We start from the raw sequence: 21718 nt of genomic DNA on the forward strand, positions 1-21718 counted from the left end.
GAGCATCGCCGGGGTGCCGGTGGCGTGTCAGCACGCCGTGCGGAACTACTTCCGCTTGTTGATCTCTTCAGTCAGCTGCGGCGCGACGTCGAACAGGTCGCCCACCACGCCGAAGTCCGCGATCTCGAAGATCGGGGCCTCTTCGTCCTTGTTGACGGCCACGATCGTCTTGCTGGTCTGCATGCCGGCGCGGTGCTGGATGGCGCCGGAGATGCCCAGCGCGATGTACAGCTGCGGCGACACGGTCTTGCCGGTCTGACCGACCTGGAACTGGCCCGGGTAGTAGCCGGAGTCGACCGCGGCACGCGAGGCGCCGACGGCGGCGCCGAGCGAGTCGGCGAGCGCCTCCACGACCTCGAACTTCTCGGCCGAGCCGACGCCGCGGCCGCCCGAGACCACGATCGAGGCCTCGGTCAGCTCCGGACGGTCGCCGCCCACGTTGGGAGCGAAGCCGGTCACCTTGACGGCGTTCTCGGCCTGCTCCGGGACCGCGACGTCCACGCGGGTGCCCGCCCCGGCCGCCGGTGCCGCGTCGATCGCGCCCGGACGGACGGTCAGCACCGGAACGTCGCCGCCGGCCTGCGCGTCCACGGTGAACGCGCCACCGCGGACCGACACCACGCCGGTGCCGTCGGCGCCGACCTGGATCGCGTCGACCAGCAGACCCGAGCCCAGGCGAACCGCCAGGCGACCGGCGATCTCCTTGCCTTCGGCGTTGGCGGCGATGAGCACGGCGGCGGGACCGTTCTCCTCGGCGAGGGAGGACAGCACGTCCACCTTCGGCGAGACCAGGTAGTTCGCGACGTCGTCCGACTCGGCGACGTAGATCTTCTCGGCACCGGCCTCGGCGAGGGCGCCCAGGACGCCGTCGGCCTTGCCCGGCGCGCTGATCACGACAGCGGCCGGCTCGCCCAGAGCGCGGGCGGCGGTGATGAGTTCGTTGGTGACCTTCTTCAGTCCACCCTCGGCGTCCTGCTCGACGAGCACGAGTACTTCAGCCATGTTCTTCTCCTGAATGTCTTTGGTGTCTCGGGTGGGCGATCAGATGATCTTCTGGCCGGCCAGGTACTCGACGACCTTCACGCCGCCGTCGCCCTCGTCGGTGATCCGCTCACCCGCGGTGCGCGGCGGCTTCGGGGTGACGCCGGAGACGCTGGAGCCCGAGTTCGCGACGCCGAGGACGCCGTCCTCGATGCCCAGGTCGGCGATGGTGAGGACCTCGGGGGTCTTCTTCTTGGCGGCCATGATGCCCTTGAACGAGGGGAAGCGCGGCTCGTTGATCTTCTCGTTGACCGAGACGATGGCCGGGAGGGTGGCCTCGACGTTGAAGATGCCGTCGTCGGTCTCGCGCTCACCGCGCAGGGTGTCGCCGTCGACCTCGAGCTTGCGCAGCAGGGTCAGGTGCGGCAGATCCAGGTACTCGGCGATCATCGCCGGCACGGCTCCGGCGCGGCCGTCGGAGGACTCGTTGCCGGCGATGACCAGCTCGACGCCCTCGACGGTGCCCAGGGCGGTGGCCAGCAGGTAGGCGGTCTGGACGGCGTCGCTGCCGTGCACCGCGTCGTCCTGGATGTGGATCGCCTTGTCGGCGCCCATCGACAGCGCCTTCCGGATGGCGTCGGCCGCCTGGGCGGGACCGGCGGAGAGCACGGTCACCTCGCCGCCGTTGGCCTCCTTGATCTGGAGTGCCTCTTCCACAGCGCGCTCGTTGATCTCGTCGATGATGCCGTCGACGGCACCGCGATCGAGCGTGTAGTCGTCTGCGGAGAGCTGCCACTCGGCCGTGTAGTCCGGCACGTGCTTGATCAGAACAACAACGTTCGTCATGGGTCTTGGAGACCTCCTGAATCGGTTTCGGCCGATACCTGCCGGTACGGCCATGGGTCAAGAAGACACTTTAACGGTTCGCCCACCACCGGCGAAGAGCGGCCTGGAGTTAGTAGGGTTGCCTTACTCACACCGGTGACGGGCGGCCCGGGGACGGAGGTCCGGTCGGCCTGACCGCCCAGTAAGGTCAGACGGATGAACGACGCGCAGGCGGCAGGCAAGCCATCCCTCGATCTGGAGACGCAACTCGCGCTGACCGGCGAGCGCACGGTCCCCGGAATTCCCGCCGAGAACTACTGGTTCCGCCGCCACGAAGTGGCCTACGATTTCATCGAACCGCGCTGCGCCGATCGGGACCTGCTCGAAGCCGGCTCCGGCGAGGGCTACGGCGCGGCACTCCTGGCACAGCGCGCCGCGTCTGTCGTCTGCGTCGACTACGACGAACAGGCGGTGACGCACACCCGCAAGCGCTATCCGGAAGTGACTGTGCACCAAGGGAATCTGATCGATCTTCCGCTCGAGGACGGCTCGGTGGACACGGTGGTGAACTTCCAGGTGATCGAGCATCTGTGGGATCAGCCGGCCTTCGTCCGCGAGTGCCGCCGGGTGCTGCGCGACGGCGGCGAACTCCTCATGAGCACCCCCAACCGGATCACCTTCTCCCCTGGCCTGGACACGCCGCTCAACCCGTTCCATACCCGCGAGCTGCACGCCGCTGAGCTGACCGCCCTGCTGACCGACGACGGCTTCGACGTGGTCGCGATGTACGGCGTCTTCCACGGTCCGCGGCTGCGCGGGCTGGACGCCAAGTGGGGCGGTTCGCTGATCGACGCGCAGATCGAGCGCGCGCTGGCCGGCGAGCCGTGGCCGGACGAGCTGGTCGAGGACGTCGCCGGGATCACCGCGGCGGACTTCGAGATCGTCGAGCAGTCCGAGCGCGACATCGACACCAGCCTGGATCTGCTCGCCGTCGCACGGAGGAGGTCGTGACCGCTTCTGCGGGTCGAACCCCCCTCGACGGTCGAGCGGAGTCGAGACCCCGTGTCCCCGGCCAGTTCACACTGGTCCTGCACTCCCACCTTCCCTGGCTCCTCAACCACGGTCGCTGGCCGGTCGGAGAGGAGTGGCTCTACCAGTCGTGGGCGCACTGCTATCAGCCGGTGTTCGGCGTGCTGCGCCGACTGGCCGCCGACGGCTTCACCGATCAGCTCTCGCTGGGCATCACACCCGTGCTGGCGGCCCAGCTGGACGACCCGGCGGCCACGTCGGCGATGTACGAATGGCTCGCCGACTGGCAGCTCCGCGCGATGGAGGCGGCGACCCACGACGACGCCGACCGCCGCGCGAGCGGTCACCGCGAGTTCCGGGCCGCCGCACACGCCCTGGCCGACTTCGAGACGCACTGGCGGCACGGCGGCAGCCCGCAGATCCGCTCGCTGCTCTCCACCGGGGTGATCGAGTTGCTCGGCGGTCCCCTGGCACACCCGTTCCAGCCGCTGCTCGACGACCGGCTGCGCCGTTTCTCTCTCGACGAAGGCCTCGCCGACGCGCAGTTGCGCTGGGGCAGCAGACCTTCGGGCATCTGGGCGCCGGAATGCGCTTACACGCCGGGCATGGAGCGGGAGTATGCCGCGGCCGGCATCGGCCACTTCATGGTCGACGGCCCCACCCTGCACGGCGACACCGCGCTGGGCCGCCCGGTCGCCGGCAGCGACGTGGTGGCCTTCGGCCGGGATCTGTCGGTGAGCTACCGGGTGTGGTCGCCCAAGTCGGGGTACCCGGGTCACGCCGCCTATCGCGACTTCCATACCTACGACCACCAGACCGGTTTCAAGCCCTATCGCGTCACCGGGAAGAACGTGCCGGGTGAGCAGAAGAAGCCGTACGACCCCGCGCTGACCGACGCAGTGATCGACCGGCACGTCGACGAGTTCGTCGACTGCGTCCGCGACCGCCTGATCGCCGAGTCCGAGCGGATCGGCCGGCCGGCGCTCGTGGTCGCGGCGTTCGACACCGAACTCTACGGCCACTGGTGGCACGAGGGCCCGATCTGGCTGGAGCGGCTGCTGCGCCGTCTGCCCGAGGCGGGCGTCGACGTCGGCACCCTGGCGACGGCGCGGCGCGACGGTTACGTCGGCGAGCCTGTGGATCTGGGCGACTCGTCGTGGGGATCGGGCAAGGACTGGCGGGTCTGGGAGGGACCGCAGGTGCAGCATCTGGTCCAGCTGAACCGGGAGGTCACCGAGACCGCACTGGGTGCCCTCGACAAGCGCCTCCCCCCACACCCGCCGAGAGCCGATGAGCCCGTCACTCGATGGTTGAGCGCGGGAGGAACGACCGAGTCGAAACCCCGCGATCTGACAGCCGACCAGATCCTCCGCGAGACGCTGATGACGGTGCAGTCGGACTGGCCGTTCATGGTGTCCAAGGACACCGCGGCCGGGTATGCGCAGGACCGGGCCTACAAGCACGCGCACGCCACTCGGGAGATCTGCGCCGCATCCGATGCCGGGCACGACGACGAGGCCGCGCAGCTGGCCCGCGGCTGGCGGCAGGCCGACAACGTTTTCGGCGCTCTCGACGCGAGACGGCTGCCGCCGCGGGACGGGAGCACCCGATGACTCGCCCGATGCGCGTGCTGATGGTGTCCTGGGAGTATCCGCCGGTGGTGATCGGCGGACTGGGTCGGCATGTGCACTACCTGGCCGAAGCCCTTGCCGCGCAAGGCATCGAGGTGACTGTCCTGACCCGGCAGCCGTCCCGCACAGATCCGTCGACGCACCCCACCACCGACGCCGTCGTCAACGGCGTGCGGGTGATCGCCGCGGCCGAGGACCCCACCGAATTCGACTTCGGCATCGACATGATGGCGTGGACCCTCTCGATGGGACACTCCTTCGTCCGCGCCGGTCTGCAACTCCTCCGCGACTGGCAACCGGACGTGGTGCACGCGCACGACTGGCTGGTGGCGCATCCGTCGATCGCGCTGGCCGACTACTTCGACGTGCCGCTGATCGCGACCCTGCACGCGACTGAGGCCGGCCGCCATTCGGGTTGGGTGGCCGGACACGTCAACCGCCAGGTCCATTCCGTGGAGTGGTGGCTGGCGAACTCGGCGGACGCGCTGATCACGTGCTCGTCGTCCATGCGTGACGAGGTGCGCGACCTGTTCGGTTCCGGCGCCGGGAGCGCGCGAGCGGGCCGATCAGAGCCGAGCGCCGGGAGCACGCGAGCGGGCCGATCAGAGCCGAGCGCCGGGAGCACGCGAGCGGGCCGATCAGAGCCGAGCGCCGGGAGCACGCGAGCGGGCCGATCAGAGCCGAGCGCCGGGAGCGCGCGAGCGGGCCTTTCAGATTCCGGCCTGCCCCCGATCACGGTGATCCACAACGGGATCGATCTGACCGCGTGGAGTTTCGCCGAGCGGACCGTCGACGACGGCCCCGCGGAGCTGCTCTTCGCCGGCCGGCTGGAGTACGAGAAGGGGCTGCAGGATCTGCTGGCCGCGCTCCCGGCGATCCGGCGGGCGCATCCGGGGACCACGCTGACCGTCGCCGGTGAGGGCACCCAGCTGGGGTGGCTCACCGAACTGACCGCCGAGCACGGCGTGCGGCATGCGGTGAGCTTCGCCGGGCGGCAGGATCACGACGGCCTGGCGTCGCTGATGCGCCGCGCCACGGCGATCGTGCTGCCCAGCCGGTACGAGCCGTTCGGGATCGTCGCCCTGGAGGCGGCGGCGAGCGGAATCCCGCTGGTCACCTCCACCGCCGGCGGCCTCGGCGAGGCCGTGCACGACGGCGAGACCGGCATGACCTTTCCGCCCGCCGACGTCACCGCGCTCACGGCCGCGGTGTGCGCCACCCTCGACGACCCCGCCGCCGCCGCGGTCCGGGCACGACGCGCCCGCGCCGTCCTCACCGAGGAGTTCACCTGGCCGGCGATCGCCGAGCGGACCGCCGCGGTCTATCGGGTCGCCTCACGCCGGACGCACCGTCCCCTCGCCCGCCCGGTGATCCCCGAGCGCCCGCTGCCCGAGCGCGACCCGAACTCCTAAAGCACCGATCGTTACCGACAGCCGCCGCCGAGGAGTTCGACGACCCCTGAACACGTAACGCACTCCGCGCATCGGGACGTACGCATGGGTACCGTGATCACCGGTCGCGCACGCTGCGGCCGGAGACCACGACAGTCGGAGGAAGAGAATGCGCAGCACCCTGTTCGATGCGAGCAATCGCGAGAAGGAACTGAACCAGCGGTGGACTGTTCAGAACGACCGTATGCTGCGGGTCGGTTTCGGTCCCGATGCGCTCGCGGCGAAGGGCGCGATGGTGGCCTACCAGGGGCAGTTCGAGTTCAAGCACGAGGGCTCGGGCTCGGTGAGCAACTTCATCAAGAAGGCCGTCTCCAACGAGGGCGGCCAGCTGATGCGCGTGCGCGGTCAGGGCGAGGTGTTCTTCGCCCGCCGCGCCCAGCACGTGTTCACCATCCAGTTGGAGGGCCCGCAGGAGTCGATCACCATCAACACCTCGAGCCTGCTGGCGTTCGACGACTCGCTCACCTGGAAGATCACGTCCATCGGCAACGCGGGCATCATGGCCGGCGGCCTGTTCAACCTGACCCTCAACGGCCAGGGCGTGATCGGCGTGACCAGTGACGGTCCGCCGATGATCTTGGACTGCTCGCGCCAGCCGACCTACGTCGACCCCCAGGCGGCGGTGTGCTGGTCGGCCAACCTGCAGCCCAGCCTGAAGAACGATTTCAAGATGGGCGCACTCATCGGACGCGGCTCGGGCGAATCGTTCCAGCTCGCGTTCCACGGGCCGGGCTTCGTCGTCGTGCAGCCCAGCGAAGGCTCCGTTCTCGGCCAGGTCTGACCGCCCGGCGTGCCGGATCGCCCCCCGTCGGCGGTGATCCGGCGCGTCAGCCGGCGCTGAAGTAGTAGACCTCGCCCAGGTTGACCGCGACCGCCACGTCGCCCCCGGCCGAGACCGCGACACCGGTGGCGAAACCGGTCGCGTCCGGCAGATCGAGAGAGCGCTTGGTGGCTCCGTCGGTCACCGAGACCTCCGTGAGCACCAGTTTCTGCTCCGGGCCGGAACGTACGACGGTCCAGGCGCTGCCTCCGCCGGTCAGCGTCGACAGACTCACCGTCTGCAGGTCCTCGCGCTTGGCGATCACCGTGGCGGAGTCGCCGTCGTCCTTCAGGACCGTCAGCGGTGCGCCGACGCTGCCCGTCGGGATCAGCACGCCGTCCGGCGAGACCGTCAGCGTGGCGAACCCGTGCTCGCCGAGATCGTGGCACCAGCGCAGGGCGCCGTCACCGGCGGCATACGCGTACAGCTTGCCGTCGCCGCCGAACGCGTAGACGGTCTCGCCGTCGTGCGACAGAGTGGCAGGGCCCACCATGCCGCCGGGCAGGTCCGCGTTCCAGACCCCGGTGAACTCGCGCGCGCCGTCGCGGTCGGCATAGCTCATCGCCGTCAGCTGCGAAGCCGCTGCCCCCTCGGCCCGGAAGTTCAGGTAGAAGCGGTCTCGCTTCGAGTCGACCGCGGCCGGCGCGGTGACTGCGCACTGCGGTCCGCCGGCGATGCAGTCACCCAGTCCGAACGTGGGATCCTCCGGGTCGGCGTTCGGGCGCAGCCGGACCTCGGGCGCCTCGAACGCATCGTTCTGCGCATTCAGCAGCAACAGCTGCCCCTGCGTGGTGACCGACAGGATCCGGCCCGGTCCGGCGAACTTGGCCGACAGCGAGGTGCCGACCACCGGCATGCGCCAGCGGATCATGCCGCCGCCGTTGAACGCGACGAGCGCCCCGGACTCGCCGAGGAAAGGCTGGCCGTGCTGATCGAGGGTCATCGCGTTGAACTGGACGCCCTCGGTCATCCGCTTGCAGAAGTTCTTGCGCCCCGAATTGTGATCGAACACGAAGACATTGCAGCCGCTGGTCGTCCGCGCGGTGATGCCCACGTCGCCGTACTGGTTCAGGCTGATCGGCGCCGTGATCGGGCCGCCGGTCGGCCGTCGCCAGGACAGTTCGAGCCCCGCGGGCACCGTGACCGGCGTGTAGTTCGTGTTGCCGTTGTCGGCGCCGTACATCGGCCATCCCGCACCCGGAATCGCCCGGACCTCCTCCTGTCCGTCTGCGCAGGATGCGAGCACCAGGGCCGTCACCGTCGCCAGCACCACCGCCGCGACCGCACGAAGACGGCTTCCGTGGTGGCGCGCTGTCTGCTGCATGAGTGCGTCCTGTGTCCTTCTGTGCTCGCGGAGGCCTAAAGCCGTTCGGCAAGACTCTATCGTGCCGTCCTCACTCATCGGGTGCGTGCCGCACCGGGCGCCCGGGGCGTCGATTAGGGTTTGTCCTCATGACCACCATGTGGAATGCGTCGTACCGCTCGCGCTGGCGCGCCGGTCTGCGGCGCCGCGACCCGGACCAGGCCCGGTTCCTGACCATGGACTCGCTGCGCTGGATCAGACGGAACAAGGCCTGGACGCCCTGGTACCTGGTCCGCTACTACCGGCTCGCCCGGTTCCGGCTGGCCAATCCGCACATCATCCTGCGCGGCATGGTGTTCCTCGGCAAGGACGTCGAGATCCACGCCACCCCGGAGATGGCGCGGATGGAGATCGGCCGCTGGGTGCACATCGGCGACGGCAACTCGATCCGCTGCCACGAGGGGAGCCTGCGCATCGGGGACAAGACCGTCTTCGGCTGCAACAACGTCGTGAACGCCTACCTCGACATCGAGATCGGCGGTTCGACACTGGTCGCGGACTGGTGCTACATCTGCGACTTCGACCACGTCACCGACCACATCGGGATCCCGATCAAGGATCAGGGCATCGTCAAGGGCCCCGTCCGGATCGGCGCGGACACCTGGGTGGCCGCCAAGGTGTCGATTCTGCGGAACACCATCGTCGGGCGGGGCTGTGTCCTGGGGGCGCACGCCGTCGCCCGCGGGGTCATCGAGGACTACGGCATCGCGGTCGGCTCCCCGGCCCGCGTGGTGAAGAACCGGCTCACCGCCTGGGAAGAGGGTGCGCAGGAGCGCGCCGAACTCGAGCGCGCCCTGGCCGACATCGAGCGGAAGAAGGCGCACGCCGAGGCGAAGTCCCGCCCCGCCGACGCCTGAGTCCGGCTCCCGCGGCTCGCGGCGCCCGAAACGAGGGTGCCCGGCACCCCTGACTCGAAGTGGCACCCCCAGTCGAAGGTGCCACACCGAAACCACGGTGCCCGGCACCCTCAATTCGACCCGACGAGCAACCACGATGCCGCCACGACGACGCGCTGACTGACTGCGGCGCGCGATCGGGGCCGTCGTACATCATCCCGACCGCTCGGGGAGCACAACAGCCGGATCAACCAAGGTCTGTGCATAACCCGGCGTCGACGCGCACACCTGTGGACAGCGCGTTCGACAAGCGGGCCGGGCCGTCGTTCGATCGTGGCATGACGCTCCAGATCACCGACGTACCTCTCGACCACCTCGGATTCCTGCGCCGATCCGCGGCACAGAAGGCCGGAGTCTCCGACGATCAGCTCGCCTCGGCGGTGAGACACGGCGACCTGATCCGGCTCGCGCCCGGGGTGTACATGCTCCCGCTCGATCCGGCGTTCGCGATCACCGAGTCCGGCAAGGACGAGCAGTACCGACTGACCTGCCTCGCCCGGGCCAGCACGCCACGCGTCGGCACCGCCCCGCTGAGCCACCAGTCCGCGGCCGCCGTGCACCGACTGCCGATGCTGACGCCGGACCGCGGTCTGGTCCATGCGATCCGCGGCGGCCCCGGCGGCAGCGCCCGGCGGGGCGGCCGGTTCCGTCACGCCGGCACGGTGCCCGACGGCGACATCGTCGTCGTCGACGGGGTCCGGGTGACCAGCCTGCCGCGGACCGCAGTCGAGGTCGCCGCCACCGGCACCTTCGCGCAGGCCCTCACCGTCGTCGATGCCGCGATGCGCCGCGGTGTGACCCGCGACGAACTGACCGCCGCGCTCGCCGGACGCCGACCGGAGGGGGTACGGGTGGCCAGACGCGCGATCGAACACGGAAACGGCCTGTCGGAATCTCCCGGCGAGTCGTGGAGCCGCGCGCAGATGCTCGACGCCGACCTGCCGCTCCCCGTCCTCCAGCGGAAGTACACTCTGGAAGGTCACGTCCAGCGGCCCGACTTCGACTGGCTCGGCCGCGTGGTCGGCGAGTTCGACGGCGAGGTGAAATACCAGGGCGTGCTGCAGCCGGGTGAGGATCCCCGCCAGGCCCTGATCCGCGAGAAGGAGCGCGAAGACCGCTTCCGCCGCGCCGGCATCCACGTGGTGCGCTGGACCTGGTCCATGCTGGTCAAGGGCACCATGATTCCGGCGCTGATCGGCTGGCTCCGCCGCACCGGCGTCATGGCGTGACCGTGATGACGCGAACGCTCCGCCCGCCCGGGGCGCAGTGACCGCCCTGCCGCCTGCCTCACGCGGCGACCTCCCGGAGGGTCCTGCGCCATCCCGAGAACAAGGGAGCCCGGCACCGTCACCTCGAAGTGGCACCCTCAGCCGAAGGTGCCAGAACGAAACCAAGGTGCCCGGCACCCTGCCTCGAACGGCCACGACCACGGGCTTCAGAGTCCGGCGCGGAACCCGGGTTCACACAGGAAGGCCACACCCGCGCGGCCGATGCGCGTCAGGATCAGCGCGAAGGGCTGGTCGCCCTTGAGTTTGAGCCGCTTGCGCAGGCGATCGGGGTCGACGTCGAGCCCGCGCACCAGGATCTCCAGGCTGCCGCAGCCCCGGGCCGCGAGCGCACCGCGCAGCGTCTTCTCGTGCATCGGCAACTGCTCGATCACCCGGAAGCCGCGCTCCCCCGCCGGCACGACGTCGCCGGACAGGTAGGCGATCTGCGGGTCGAGCTGGCGCAGTCCGTGCCGGTGCGCGTACTGGCGCACCAGTCCGGCCCGCACGACGGCTCCGTCCGGGTCGACGATGTACTCGCCGACCGCGGGATCGTCGAGCTCGTCGGGGTCGTCGGACGTCACCTCGTACAGCCGCGTCCGCGCCGGCGTCCCTGGATCGGCAGCCGGGTCCGGGACGGTCCGCAGCACGCTCGCCCGGTTCTCCGGGGCACCGCGCACCTCCGTCCACAAACAGGTCTCGCGGACGCCCCCGTCAAGCGAGACCACCTGCACCTGGCCCTCGAACCCGAAACGGGTCCGCAGCTTCCGGTAGTCCAGGCCCGGCGCGCACTTGACCACCATCGCCCGCCCCGCGTACACCGCGAGCAGCTCCAGCAGGGGCGGATCGAGGCGGTCGATGCCGAAGACTCGCCCGCCGGCGTCGCGCCGGGCCGGGTCGGCGACGATCACGTCCGCGGTCGACGTCGGGGTCAGCGCATCGGCCCGCAACAGCGTCGGCCGGCGGCCGCTCACCCCGGTCTCGAGATTGTGCTGAGCCATCGTCAGCCGGACCGGGTCGACGTCGGAGCCGAGGACACCGCGCACCCCCGGCTCCGCCGCGAGGGCGAGCAGCTCGCCGCCGATCGAGCAGGTCACGTCGTGGACCACCGCGCCCGGGTGCCGTGCGACGATGTCGCCCGCACGCAAGGCGGCGACCGGCCCGGCGGTGGCCTGCTGCACCGACGCCTCGTCCGCGAGCAGCCGATCCGGACGGGGGAACTTGCCGACGGCGCGTCGTCGTGCACGGACCGTCTCCGCGAGCGCGGCGGCATGCTCGGGGTACCGCGCACGCAGCACGGTGAGATCGGCCAGCAGCGACGACGGCGTCAGCGCCAGTTCCGCGGCGCTCTGCAGCGCCTTGTCGCCGTACCGGGAACGCAGGAAGGCGACGTCGTCCGGCGTGAACTCGTAGGCCACCGTTCGCGGCCTAGGAGGCCGGGGCCTCCGGCGCAGGCTTGCAGCCGGTGATGAGCACGTTGTAGAAGAACTGCGGCGGCACCACCTTCTGCAGGACGTTGTCGTCGAGCCAGGTCATCCGCTTCCAGCCGCCGAACGCGAACCGTGCCCAGCCCCAGCCGAGCTTCTCCGCGGGCACCGCCGCCTCGAAGGTCCGCACCGGCCAGCCGAGCATCGCCGCGGCCAGCTCCTCGCTCGCCGACGCCACGTCGACGGCGCCGGCCGCGGTGGCCAGCTCCTCGAGGTCCTGCGGCGAGAAGGTGTGGATGTCCACCACGGCTTCGAGGGCGGCGGCCCGCGAGGACTCGTCGAGCTCTTCCTGCGGACGCCGCCACGACTGCAGCGGGCCGAACTTGGTGATGTTGGTGGTGGCCCACCAGGTGGCCCGGCTCATCCAGCGCGCGTAGAAGTCACCGAGGGTCGACGGCTCGCCGGCGAACACGAAGCGCCCGCCCGGCTTCAGGACCCGCAGCACCTCGCGCAGCGCCTGTTCGACGTCTGGGATGTGGTGCAGCACAGCGTGTCCGACCACGAGATCGAAGGTGTCGTCGTCGTACGGAATCTTCTCGGCGTCGGCGACCCGGCCGTCGACGTCGAGCCCGAGGCCCTCGGCGTTGCGCAGCGCGACCTTGACCATGCCCGGTGAGAGATCGGTGACCGAACCCTTGGTGGCGACGCCCGACTGCATCAGGTTGAGCAGGAAGAAGCCGGTGCCGCAGCCCAGTTCCATGGCCCGCTCGTACGGCAGGTCCGCGTCGGGCACGATCCGGTCGAGGCGGCCGCGGGCGTAGTCGATGCAGCGCTCGTCGAACGAGATCGACCACTTCTCGTCGTAGGTCTCGGCCTCCCAGTCGTGGTACAGGACCTGGGCGAGCTTGGTGTCGGTGAGCGCAGCCTCCACCTCTTCGGCGGTGGCGTGCGGGTTCGGCTTCGGGTCCGAAGTGGTGGGGTCGTCGATCGACGTCATCTACTGGCTACTTTCCGGTGAATTCGGCCTTGCCCGGGCCGTTCTCGATGAACGACGCCATGCCGATGGCACGGTCGTCGGTGGCGAACAGGGACGCGAACAGCTGCGCCTCGATCTTCAGGCCGGTCTCCAGGTCGGTCTCCAGGCCCTGATCGATCGCGGCCTTGGCCGCGGCGATCGCCGCCGAGGCGCCGCCGGTGAACCTGCTCGCCCAGGTCAGGGCGGCGTTGTACACCTCGTCCGGGGCGACGACCTCGTCGACCAGACCGATCTGCAGGGCCTCCTCGGCACCGACGAAGCGGCCCGTGAAGACCATGTCCTTGGCACGGGAGGGGCCGACGAGCCGGGCCAGGCGCTGGGTGCCGCCGCCGCCGGGGATCACTCCGAGCAGCACCTCGGGAACCCCGAGCTTGGCGTTGTCTCCGGCGATACGACGGTCCGCGCCGAGCGCGACCTCCAGGCCGCCGCCGAGCGCGTAGCCGGTGATCGCGGCGACCGTCGGCTTGGTGATCTCGGAGATCGCGCCCAGGCCGCGCTGGAGTCGGCGAGCGATCTTGGCCATCTCCTGGAAGGAGATGTCGTTCATCTCCTTGATGTCGGCGCCGGCCGCGAACACCTTGGGTCCGCCGTAGACGACGACGGCCTTGATGTCGTCGCGCGCGTTCGCCTCGGCCGCCGCGGCGACGAGCTCGTCCTGCACCTGACGGTTCAGCGCGTTCATCGGCGGCCGGTGCAGTTTGACGGTGCCGACGCCGGGGTGGTCCTGCGAGGTCTCGAGAGTCACGAACTCAGCCATGAGGTGCAGGCTACCGGGTGCCTGCCTGCCGGAACCAACTGCGTCCGCCGCCGGCACACCGGCGCGTAACGTCGAACCATGTCCGACGATGCCCGGCAAGTCGAGGTGCCCGGTCCGCGCGGAGCGGACGGGAACGACACAATTCGCACCATTCGTCTCAGCAGTCCCGATCGCGTGTACTTTCCGCAGCCCGGCTACACCAAAGGCGACCTCGCGAACTACTACCTGAGCGTCGGCGAGGGGATCACCCGCGCGCTCGACCGGCGCCCCTGCATGCTGCACCGCTTCCCCAAGGGCCTCGCGGGGAAGAAGGTCCACCAGAAGAAGCTGCCCGCCGGCGCACCGGACTGGGTGCAGACGGTGCCGATCTACTTTCCGCGCTTCTCCCGGACCGTCGACGAGCTGTGCGTGACCGAGCTCGGCGCGGTGATCTGGGCAGTGCAGATGTCGACCGTGGAGTTCCATCCGTGGAACTCCCGGCGCGACCTGATGGTCGGACCCGGCCGGTTCGCCGCTGGCGGCGACGTCGAGAAGCCCGACGAGTGGCGGATCGATCTGGACCCGATGCCCGAATGCGACTTCGCCCGAGTGCGACGCGTCGCCCATGCCGCGCACGAACTGCTCGACGAGCTCGGCATCCGGGGTTTCCCGAAGACCTCCGGCGGCGGCGCCGGGAGCGCAGCGAGCGGGCCGAATCACGTCAGCGGTCTGCACATCTATGTCCGGATCGTGCCGGAGTGGGGTTTCGCCGACGTACGACGAGCCGCGCTCGCCTTCGGCGCCGAACTGGCCCGGCGGCTGCCCGACGACGCCACGGTCACCTGGTGGCGCAAGGACCGCGATCCGTCGAAGGTGTTCGTCGACTTCAACCAGAACGCCCGCGACCACACCATGGCGGCCGCGTACTCGGTCCGCTCGACGCCGATCGCCACGGTGAGCGCGCCGATCGACTGGAGCGAGCTCGACGACGCCGAGCCCGACGACTTCACGATCGCGACGATGCCTGAGCGATTCGCGCGGATCGGAGATCTCTTCGCCCCGATCGACGACGTCACCCATCGTCTGGACACCCTCCTGGAGTGGGCCGCCCGCGACGAGGCCGCCGCGGAGTAGACGACGCCCGGGGTCTCGATACGGCTCGGCTAGCGCCTCGCCTACTCGACCACCAAACGGCCTCGCCTACTCGACCACCAGAACGGCGGGCCCGGAGCCGGTGGTCGAATAGCGGGACGAACGCAGTGAGACGCGCGTATCGAGACCCCGCACCCGGGCGCACCTGTAGGGGTGGTCCCGGACTTGTCAGGGTGGTCGAGTAGTGGGGCGAACGCAGCGAGTCCCGCGTATCGAGACCCCCACCCACCGAAACCAGGGTGCCCGGCACCGCAGTCTCGACGTGGCACCCCCAGCCGAAGGTGCCAGAACGAATCGACTGTGCCCGGCACCCTCATCTCGACCCGTTCGACGCGCCCACCACGGTCTCGATACGGCTCGGCTAGCGCCTCGCCTACTCGACCACCAAAACGGCTCGCGTACTCGACCGCCACACGGCCTCGCGTACTCGACCACCAGAACGGCGGGACCGGACCTGGTGGTCGAGTAGCGGGCGAACGCAGTGAGTCCCGCGTATCGAGACCCCCAATCGGGCGGCCGGTGCGGCTACGGCGTGGCGGCGTACGCGGCGGCGAGGTCGATCCGGACCCACCCGCCGTTGACGCCGGACTGATCGAGCGGATAGCCCGGCCCGACCGCCGTGCGGCGCAGGATGTCCAGGCGCTGCGCGTCGGACAGGTGCGGGAAGCGGGTGCGCAGAAGCGCGGCCGCGGATGCCGGGATCGTGCTCTTCATGGTCGGGAACACCGGATCGAAGCTGTAGACCATGTCGGCGCGATGCGAGGCCAGGGCCTGCGCGGTGGGCTGGACGGTGGGATCGGCGGCGACCACACGCGCCAGCGGCTGGCCCAGGGCCTTCGACAACTGCGTACGCAGCTGGGTGCCGGCTTCCCGGATGAGCCGGGAGAACGCCGGATCGTTCAGTCGCGCCGCGGCCAGATCCTGGCCCATGATCCGCCCGCCCATCACGTCGAGCGGGTAGTGCACGCCGAGCACGATCCGGCTCCGGCCGATGTCCCCTGAGCGGGCGATGATCTGCGGGCCGAGTTCGGGGATCCAGGACGCTAGGAGGGCGCCGGTCCAGTACCCCATCGCGGTGTGCCCCGAGGGGTACGAACCGTTGCCGGCGACGTCGGAGTACACCGAGCCGCCCGGACGGTCGTAGCGCTTGATCTTCCGCGGGGCGGCCTCGAACGGGCGCGGGTTGTCGTAGTACTCCTTCTCCAGCAGCGTCGTCCCGAGCGGCAACATGGTGCGCGCGGTGTAGCCGCTGGTGAGCTGCTCGACCTTCGGCAGCTTCCCGGCGGCCAGCAGCGACCGGAAGGCCGCACCGGCACGGTCGCCGAGCGCATAGGTCATCGAGAGCAGGCGATCGTCGTAGTTGATCTCGATCGCATCCTTGCGCTGCGCAGGATCGGCCGCGTGGTTGATCTCGATCACCGTGTCGAGGTTCTGCTTGATCACCTTCGGGTGGTGCTCGCGCAGGACGGTGAAGCCGTCGAGCACCGGGATGTAGGTGCCGCCCGGCGGGATGTCGGACTCGAACGGCCCGACCAGCTGCGCGGGCCCGAAGCCGGCCGGCGCAGCCTGCGCGGGCGGGGCCGCGACCGTCGTCGAGAAGCTCGTGAGGAGCAGGGCGAGGGAACTGAACAGGCTCAGAAAGAGCAATCGGCTACGTGTCACGACGATCAGATTCTCCCGCTCCCGGCCGCCGCGCAAGTTCTCACCCGGCAGCAAGATTCCAGACACCTGACCGTCATCTTCGCGCCGCTTTCGACGCCGGTGCGCACGGGTGTCATCGGTCGCCGAGCCGATCGAGGCGGCCGTCGCTCAGGGCGGCGAAGTAGTCCGCCGAGTCGTCGAACCCGAGCCCGAGGATGCCTTCGCCGTCGGAGACCCGTGGCTCGATCGGGGAGATGACGCGGGATGCGCCCATCAACTCGGCGACGGTGCCGAACCGTGCGATCTCGCGAAGCTGCGTCCACGTCGGCGGAAGCAGAAAGCGACGCCCGCTCTCCCAGTCGGCGAGTGCCAGCCGCGCAGTCCGCCATTCGGTCGCCTCGGCCTCGGTGGTCGCGCCGTCCGCGGCGTGCCCGTCGGGCAGCGCGGCGAGGAAGAAGCGAGTGTCGTAGCGTCGTCGTTCGTTCTTCGGGGTGATCCAATGCGCCATCGGCGCCAGCAGATCGGCGCGCAGCACCAGGTCGTTGTCGCTCAGGAACTGCGCGAACGAGAGGTCCTTGCCGACCAGCCGCGCGCGCTCGCCGGCGAACGCCGACGGGTCCGGCGAGACGGCGTCTTCGGTGCCCGCGAGCAGCACGCCGCATTCCTCGAAGGTCTCCCGGACCGCCGCCGAGACCAGTGCCCGGGCCGTCGCCTCGTCGGTGGACAGCCGCTCGGCCCACCATGCAGGCCCCGGGCCGGCCCACCGGATCTGCGCGTCGCGGTCGCGGTCGTCGACTCCCCCGCCCGGAAAGACGGTCATACCGCCGGCGAACGCCATCTGCTTGACGCGGTGCTGGAGGAAGACCTCGATGCCTGCGTCTCCGTCGCGCACCAGGACGACGGTCGACGCGTCGCGCAGCGGGGCGACCTCGGGGGCGGCAGCGGTCTGCTCTTCCGACGGGCTCATCCGGCGATCCTCCTCCGCGACCGCACCGAGTGAGCGGTCGCATAGTCCTCTTCTCCGGACTGTAGCCCGCGTCACTCCGCGGCGCGGCGGTGACCTCCCGGCCGGCGTGCCCGGCGTGCGAAGTAGCGATCGTCGTCGCGAGTGAGCGCGATGGACTGCCGGAAGGTCGCGGTCAGATTCTCCGCGGTCAGCGTGACTTCCAGCGGACCCTGGGCGGTCACCTCGCCCTCGGACAGCATGAGGAGATTGGTGAATCCCGGCGGGATCTCCTCGACGTGATGGGTGATGAGCACGATCGCCGGGGCGTCCGGGTCGGCGGCGAGCGCACCCAGGCGAGCGACCAGTTCCTCGCGGCCGCCCAGGTCGAGTCCGGCGGCCGGCTCGTCGAGCAGGAGCAGTTCCGGGTCGGTCATCAGTCCGCGCGCGATCAGCACCCGTTTGCGCTCGCCTTCCGACAGCGTCCCGAAAGTGCGGTCGACGAGGTGCTCCGCGCCCATCGACTCGAGGACCTCGATGGCGCGTTCGCGATCGAAGTCGTCGTACTCCTCGCGCCAGCGCCCGAGCACCGAGTAGCCGGCCGAGATCACCAGATCGGCGACCACTTCGCCGGGCGGCACGCGTCCCGCCAGGGCCGAACTGACCAATCCGATGCGGGTGGTCAGGTCACGGAGATCGGTGCGCCCCAACTGTTCTCCGAGGACGAACGCCGTGCCCGAGGTCGGGTGCTCGATGGCCCCGGCCATCCGCAGCAGCGACGTCTTGCCCGCCCCGTTCGGGCCGATGATCACCCAGCGCTCGTCGAGTTCCACCTGCCAGTCGATCGGACCGACCAGCGTCTTGCCGCCGCGGGCCAGCGTCACGTCGTGGAAATCGAGGATCAGATCGGGATCGGTCAGCGCGTCAGTCACACCCCCATGATGCACCCCGGCGACCACGCTTCCGGGAATACCTCGCCGGTGCGGCGGACTTGAACCGGTATGTGAGTCAGATCAGCGTTCCCGTGTCCCTCCTCGACCTCGCGCAGGTCGGCCCCGGCGAAACCGTCCGCGAGGCCTTGCATCATTCTCTCGAGCTGGCCCGGTTCGCCGACAGCACCGTGCCCGACAGGACCGTCGCCGACCGCAACGACGCCGGCGCCGGCGGATTCCGGCGACTCTGGTACGCCGAGCATCACAACATGGCCGCGATCGCCTCGGCCGCTCCCGCCGTGCTGATCGCGCGCATGGCCGCGGCGACCTCCCGCATCCGGCTGGGCGCGGGCGGCGTGATGCTGCCCAACCACTCGCCCCTGGCGATCGCCGAGCAGTTCGGCACCCTGGCCGAATTGTTCGGCGACCGGATCGACCTCGGCCTCGGCCGCGCACCCGGCGGCGACCGGGCCACCTTCGCGGCCCTGCGGCGCAGTCCGGCCGACGCGGACCAGTTCCCTCGCGACGTCGTCGAACTGCAGGGCTACCTGCGCGGCATACCGCAGACCTTCGAGACCGCGCAGGACCCGGCGGCCGGCGTCGTCGCCACACCCGGCGCCGGCACCGACGTCCCCCTGTACATCCTCGGATCGTCGCTCTTCGGCGCCCAGCTCGCCGCCTATCTCGGCCTCCCCTACGCGTTCGCCTCCCACTTCGCCCCGGCCGCGCTGGAACAGGCGATCAGCCTGTACCGCAAGGAGTTCCGACCGGCGCAGACGCCCGACGGCGGCACGACCGAGCCGTATGTGATCGCCGCGGCCGCGGTCATCGCGGACGCCGACGCCGAGCTCGCCGCACGACAGTTGCACGAGGCCAAGCGGCAGCGCGCCAAGTTCCTGTTCGCCCGCGACCGCACGCTGTCCGACGACCAGGCCGACGCCCTGCTGGCCGGTCCCGCCGGACGCCAGGTCGACGAGATGCTGCGCTACGCCGCCGTGGGCACACCCGAGCACGTGCGCGACGAGCTGAACCGCTTCGCCGAGCACGCCCAGGCGGACGAGCTGATGCTCGGCTCCCTGGCCCCGAACCGCGCGGTCTGGTTCGGGACGGTAGAGAAGCTCGCACAACTCGCGGCGTGACGCGCGGCCTCAACCGAGCGCGCTCCGATCGCCGTCCTCGGGCGGCCGGAACTCCGCGATCACGGTGCAGCTCCCCGGCGCCACCTCGGTGTAGCCGGCATCGCGCACTGCGACGGCGCGGCCGGCGCGTTCGTCGTCGAGCAGCGTCGCCCACCGCTGGGCGCCGGCCTGCCGCACGGTCAGCGGGCAACCGCTCCGGTACCACTCCTCCACCTGATCGGCGGGCACCAGCGGGGCGCCCAGCATCGAGGCGTGCGACACCTGCGCCGCGAGCTTGCCGACGGTCATCGGCAGGTTCGGCGCCACCCAGAGGCACAGCCCTTCCGCTGGAGTGGACGGCAGGTCGCCCTCCACGTCGGTCCCCTCGATCTGCAGCCGGGTCAGCCGCCGATCGGTGTCGCCGACCGGGCCGGGCACGAACGCTCGTGCCTGCGCACCGGCGCAGTCGACCGTCACTCCCGGAACCTCCTGCGCGGCGCGCCACTGCGCTCCCCGCGCACGTCGGGCGATCTTCCGGATCCGCCCCGCACACCACCGATCGAAGGCCTCCGCCCACTCGCCGTCGGGCTCGGCCCGGGGATCCAGGCAGGCCAGCACCGTCGCCCGGGCGACGGCCTCCAGGAGCGCCGTCCGGTCCGGCGGATCGGACTTCTCGATGCGCAGCACCAGCGGCATCGCCAGCACCCGCGCCGGATCCTCCGGGTCGGCCACCTGCGGCGCGTACCCGGCGAAGCGGGCCATTCTGCCGTTCAACCCCATCGGCTCACGGTATCGCGTGCGCCGTCGTCTCTCCTCGCCGGGAGATGAGCCGCCCGGCCGGGAGCGTTCTGCGCGACTCGGACGCAACCCGCGCCGACGCCGTCATCGATACGGATGACTTCTCCCCTGCGCGGTGCCGAGAGGCCGGAAGGCGCACGTCGCACCGGTTAGACTGACCGGAGCATTCGCGCGGAGGGACAGAGGTGGCGATGGCGGCGAAGCGTCTGTGGGGTGGGTTGGGCACGCGTCTCGCCGCGCTGGTCCTCGGCGCGTCCCTGGCACTGGGAGCGACCGCGTGCGGCGGAGAGATCCAAGGCCGGGCCCTGCGCGGCCCGAGCCCCAGCACCGAGGGCCTGCAGAAGCCGGTCCGGGTGGCCTCCAACGTCCCGATGAAGAAGCTGGCACCCGGGGAGAAGCCGCCCCAGTTCATCCTGTTCTCGTTCGACGGCGTCGGCGTCGGCGAGAACTGGGACCTGTTCCTCGACGTGTCCAAGGAGACCGATTCCCGGTTCACCGCGCTGATGACCGGGCTGTACTTCCTCACCGACGCGGCACGCAAGAAGTACCGCGGACCCGGCCATCGGCCCGGTGAATCGTCGATCGCCTTCGGCGGCACCAAGGCCGAGGTCGTCGAGCAGATCGAGTACCTGAACAAGACCTGGTACGACGGTCATGAGATGGGCACCCACTTCGTCGGGCACTTCTGCGCCGGCACCAAGCACCCGGGGAAGGCGTGGACCACCAAGGACTGGAACCACGAGTTGGACCAGTTCTTCTCGCTCATGGTCGACTGGCGCAAGAACACCGGCATCACCACCGGCCCCGACCTGGCCTTCGGTCCCGACGTCGTCAAGGGCGGGCGCACCCAGTGTCTGGAAGGATCCCCGCGGGCGCTCTTCCCGGCGCTCCGCGCGCACGACATGACCTGGGACTCGTCGTTCCCCGCACCAGAACCCGGCGTCCGCTGGCCGCATCAGCAGGGCGGCATCTGGGAGTTTCACGTTCCGGTCACCTGGTCGCCACCGCTCAAACGCAGGCAGATGGCACTGGACTACAACTACTGGTTCAGCGTCAACGGCGCGAAGAACGTTCCGCGCGACGCCCCGCGCATCCGCCGGATCGTCAAGCAGAGCTACGACTACATCTACAAGCGCGCGTACGAGGGCAACCGCGCCCCCGTGGTGATCGCCAACCACTTCAACGACTGGAGCGGCAACGCCTTCAACCCGGCGACGGCCGACTTCATGCGTGACGCGTGCGTCAAACCCGAGACCATCTGCGCCACGCACCAGGACGTGATCGCCTGGATGGAGTTGCAGGACCCCGCCGTGCTCAAAGAACTCCAGGCGCGCCCCGCAGTCGCGGTGGACGCCCGGCGCTGAGCCACCCGCTCGTTGAGCCGCCGAGGCACGAGGCGAGTCGAAACGCGACCTTTCGACAAGCTCAAGGAGCGAGGCGAGGCACGAGGCGAGTCGAAACGCGACCTTTCGACAAGCTCAAGGAGCGAGGCGAGGCACGAGGCGAGTCGAAACGCGCCGACCTTTCGACAAGCTCAAGGAGCGAGGCGAGGCACGAGACGAGTCGAAACGCGCCGACCTTTCGACAAGCTCAAGGAGCGAGGCGAGGCACGAGACGAGTCGAAACGCGCCGACCTTTCGACAAGCTCAAGGAGCGAGGCGAGGCACGAGGCGA

Annotated in this window: 19 protein-coding genes; 9 read left to right on the plus strand and 10 right to left on the minus strand. The window is 70.1% G+C overall.

Annotation, left to right across the window (positions count from 1 at the left end):
* Window positions 1-45 precede the first annotated feature (45 nt).
* Both C6V83_RS14420 and C6V83_RS14425 read right to left on the minus strand, forming a co-directional pair.
* Window positions 46-1002, minus strand: a complete 957-nt coding sequence (locus C6V83_RS14420; RefSeq protein ID WP_105942972.1) for an electron transfer flavoprotein subunit alpha/FixB family protein — start codon at window positions 1000-1002, stop codon at window positions 46-48.
* 39 nt (window positions 1003-1041) lie between these two features.
* Complete coding sequence (locus C6V83_RS14425; protein ID WP_105942973.1) at window positions 1042-1827, minus strand: electron transfer flavoprotein subunit beta/FixA family protein; 786 nt, start codon at window positions 1825-1827, stop codon at window positions 1042-1044.
* 195 nt (window positions 1828-2022) lie between these two features.
* On the opposite strand from C6V83_RS14425, the gene C6V83_RS14430 reads away from it, so the two are divergent.
* The 4 genes from C6V83_RS14430 to C6V83_RS14450 all read left to right on the plus strand — a co-directional run bounded on the left by C6V83_RS14430 (window position 2023) and on the right by C6V83_RS14450 (window position 6698).
* Window positions 2023-2817: a class I SAM-dependent methyltransferase gene (locus C6V83_RS14430; RefSeq protein WP_105942974.1), complete on the plus strand. Its 795-nt coding sequence runs from the start codon at window positions 2023-2025 to the stop codon at window positions 2815-2817.
* Complete coding sequence (locus C6V83_RS14435) at window positions 2814-4448, plus strand: 1,4-alpha-glucan branching protein domain-containing protein (RefSeq protein WP_105942975.1); 1635 nt, start codon at window positions 2814-2816, stop codon at window positions 4446-4448. The genes C6V83_RS14430 and C6V83_RS14435 overlap by 4 nt, the downstream gene beginning before the upstream one ends.
* An 8-nt stretch (window positions 4449-4456) precedes the next feature.
* Window positions 4457-5878, plus strand: a complete 1422-nt coding sequence (locus C6V83_RS18550; protein ID WP_199832666.1) for a glycosyltransferase family 4 protein — start codon at window positions 4457-4459, stop codon at window positions 5876-5878.
* 148 nt (window positions 5879-6026) lie between these two features.
* Window positions 6027-6698 carry an AIM24 family protein gene (locus tag C6V83_RS14450; RefSeq protein ID WP_105942976.1) on the plus strand — a complete coding sequence of 224 codons (672 nt, stop codon included), beginning with the start codon at window positions 6027-6029 and terminating at the stop codon, window positions 6696-6698.
* 46 nt (window positions 6699-6744) lie between these two features.
* Here the strand turns inward: C6V83_RS14450 and C6V83_RS14455 are convergent, their stop codons facing one another.
* Window positions 6745-8061 carry a PQQ-binding-like beta-propeller repeat protein gene (locus C6V83_RS14455; RefSeq protein WP_105942977.1) on the minus strand — a complete coding sequence of 439 codons (1317 nt, stop codon included), beginning with the start codon at window positions 8059-8061 and terminating at the stop codon, window positions 6745-6747.
* A gap of 128 nt (window positions 8062-8189) precedes the next feature.
* Between C6V83_RS14455 and C6V83_RS14460 the strand changes: the two genes are divergently transcribed.
* Together C6V83_RS14460 and C6V83_RS14465 are read left to right on the plus strand one after the other, a co-directional pair.
* Entirely contained in the window at window positions 8190-8957 is a 768-nt protein-coding gene (locus C6V83_RS14460) for an acyltransferase (protein ID WP_105942978.1), read from the plus strand.
* 317 nt (window positions 8958-9274) lie between these two features.
* Window positions 9275-10225: a type IV toxin-antitoxin system AbiEi family antitoxin domain-containing protein gene (locus tag C6V83_RS14465; protein WP_105943979.1), complete on the plus strand. Its 951-nt coding sequence runs from the start codon at window positions 9275-9277 to the stop codon at window positions 10223-10225.
* Window positions 10226-10431: 206 nt separating this feature from the next.
* On the opposite strand, the gene C6V83_RS14470 is transcribed toward C6V83_RS14465, so the two are convergent.
* From C6V83_RS14470 to C6V83_RS14480, 3 genes are read right to left on the minus strand one after another with little or no spacing between them, the layout of a single operon-like run.
* Window positions 10432-11679 carry a class I SAM-dependent methyltransferase gene (locus tag C6V83_RS14470; RefSeq protein ID WP_105942979.1) on the minus strand — a complete coding sequence of 416 codons (1248 nt, stop codon included), beginning with the start codon at window positions 11677-11679 and terminating at the stop codon, window positions 10432-10434.
* Between the two features lie 10 nt (window positions 11680-11689).
* Complete coding sequence (locus C6V83_RS14475; protein ID WP_105942980.1) at window positions 11690-12685, minus strand: class I SAM-dependent methyltransferase; 996 nt, start codon at window positions 12683-12685, stop codon at window positions 11690-11692.
* Between the two features lie 7 nt (window positions 12686-12692).
* The gene (locus C6V83_RS14480) at window positions 12693-13481 is read right to left on the minus strand and encodes an enoyl-CoA hydratase/isomerase family protein (RefSeq protein WP_105942981.1); all 789 of its coding nucleotides are present in this window, start codon (window positions 13479-13481) and stop codon (window positions 12693-12695) included.
* Between the two features lie 78 nt (window positions 13482-13559).
* Between C6V83_RS14480 and C6V83_RS14485 the strand changes: the two genes are divergently transcribed.
* Window positions 13560-14594: a DNA polymerase domain-containing protein gene (locus tag C6V83_RS14485; RefSeq protein ID WP_199832527.1), complete on the plus strand. Its 1035-nt coding sequence runs from the start codon at window positions 13560-13562 to the stop codon at window positions 14592-14594.
* Between the two features lie 543 nt (window positions 14595-15137).
* On the opposite strand, the gene C6V83_RS14490 is transcribed toward C6V83_RS14485, so the two are convergent.
* From C6V83_RS14490 to C6V83_RS14500, 3 genes are all read right to left on the minus strand, one after another.
* Window positions 15138-16340 (minus strand): acid phosphatase, encoded by a 1203-nt coding sequence (locus C6V83_RS14490; RefSeq protein ID WP_325027357.1) that lies wholly within the window; start codon window positions 16338-16340, stop codon window positions 15138-15140.
* Between the two features lie 46 nt (window positions 16341-16386).
* Window positions 16387-17220 (minus strand): NUDIX hydrolase, encoded by an 834-nt coding sequence (locus C6V83_RS14495; protein WP_105942982.1) that lies wholly within the window; start codon window positions 17218-17220, stop codon window positions 16387-16389.
* A 71-nt stretch (window positions 17221-17291) separates the two neighbouring features.
* Complete coding sequence (locus C6V83_RS14500; protein ID WP_105942983.1) at window positions 17292-18128, minus strand: ABC transporter ATP-binding protein; 837 nt, start codon at window positions 18126-18128, stop codon at window positions 17292-17294.
* Between the two features lie 80 nt (window positions 18129-18208).
* Here C6V83_RS14500 and C6V83_RS14505 point away from each other — a divergent pair, with 80 nt between their 5' ends.
* Window positions 18209-19267, plus strand: coding sequence for an LLM class flavin-dependent oxidoreductase (locus C6V83_RS14505; protein WP_105943982.1), 1059 nt, complete (start codon window positions 18209-18211; stop codon window positions 19265-19267).
* 9 nt (window positions 19268-19276) lie between these two features.
* On the opposite strand, the gene C6V83_RS14510 is transcribed toward C6V83_RS14505, so the two are convergent.
* A complete protein-coding gene (locus tag C6V83_RS14510; protein WP_105942984.1) occupies window positions 19277-20026 on the minus strand; it encodes a peptidyl-tRNA hydrolase in 750 nt (249 codons plus the stop codon).
* 209 nt (window positions 20027-20235) lie between these two features.
* Between C6V83_RS14510 and C6V83_RS14515 the strand changes: the two genes are divergently transcribed.
* Window positions 20236-21408: a polysaccharide deacetylase family protein gene (locus C6V83_RS14515; RefSeq protein ID WP_105942985.1), complete on the plus strand. Its 1173-nt coding sequence runs from the start codon at window positions 20236-20238 to the stop codon at window positions 21406-21408.
* Window positions 21409-21718 lie beyond the last annotated feature (310 nt).

The sequence above is a fragment of the Gordonia iterans genome (genome assembly GCF_002993285.1).
GTDB lineage: Bacteria > Actinomycetota > Actinomycetes > Mycobacteriales > Mycobacteriaceae > Gordonia > Gordonia iterans.

What these genes read in the sequence shown, in the direction of transcription:
- C6V83_RS14495 (WP_105942982.1), bottom strand. Translation starts at nt 17,220, where the DNA reads ATGAGCCCGTCGGAAGAGCAGACCGCTGCCGCCCCCGAGGTCGCCCCG.
- C6V83_RS14425 (WP_105942973.1), bottom strand. Translation starts at nt 1,827, where the DNA reads ATGACGAACGTTGTTGTTCTGATCAAGCACGTGCCGGACTACACGGCC.
- C6V83_RS18550 (WP_199832666.1), top strand. Translation starts at nt 4,457, where the DNA reads ATGCGCGTGCTGATGGTGTCCTGGGAGTATCCGCCGGTGGTGATCGGC.
- C6V83_RS14475 (WP_105942980.1), bottom strand. Translation starts at nt 12,685, where the DNA reads ATGACGTCGATCGACGACCCCACCACTTCGGACCCGAAGCCGAACCCG.
- C6V83_RS14430 (WP_105942974.1), top strand. Translation starts at nt 2,023, where the DNA reads ATGAACGACGCGCAGGCGGCAGGCAAGCCATCCCTCGATCTGGAGACG.
- C6V83_RS14465 (WP_105943979.1), top strand. Translation starts at nt 9,275, where the DNA reads ATGACGCTCCAGATCACCGACGTACCTCTCGACCACCTCGGATTCCTG.
- C6V83_RS14485 (WP_199832527.1), top strand. Translation starts at nt 13,560, where the DNA reads ATGTCCGACGATGCCCGGCAAGTCGAGGTGCCCGGTCCGCGCGGAGCG.
- C6V83_RS14510 (WP_105942984.1), bottom strand. Translation starts at nt 20,026, where the DNA reads ATGGGGTTGAACGGCAGAATGGCCCGCTTCGCCGGGTACGCGCCGCAG.
- C6V83_RS14515 (WP_105942985.1), top strand. Translation starts at nt 20,236, where the DNA reads ATGGCGGCGAAGCGTCTGTGGGGTGGGTTGGGCACGCGTCTCGCCGCG.
- C6V83_RS14420 (WP_105942972.1), bottom strand. Translation starts at nt 1,002, where the DNA reads ATGGCTGAAGTACTCGTGCTCGTCGAGCAGGACGCCGAGGGTGGACTG.
- C6V83_RS14455 (WP_105942977.1), bottom strand. Translation starts at nt 8,061, where the DNA reads ATGCAGCAGACAGCGCGCCACCACGGAAGCCGTCTTCGTGCGGTCGCG.
- C6V83_RS14460 (WP_105942978.1), top strand. Translation starts at nt 8,190, where the DNA reads ATGACCACCATGTGGAATGCGTCGTACCGCTCGCGCTGGCGCGCCGGT.
- C6V83_RS14480 (WP_105942981.1), bottom strand. Translation starts at nt 13,481, where the DNA reads ATGGCTGAGTTCGTGACTCTCGAGACCTCGCAGGACCACCCCGGCGTC.
- C6V83_RS14450 (WP_105942976.1), top strand. Translation starts at nt 6,027, where the DNA reads ATGCGCAGCACCCTGTTCGATGCGAGCAATCGCGAGAAGGAACTGAAC.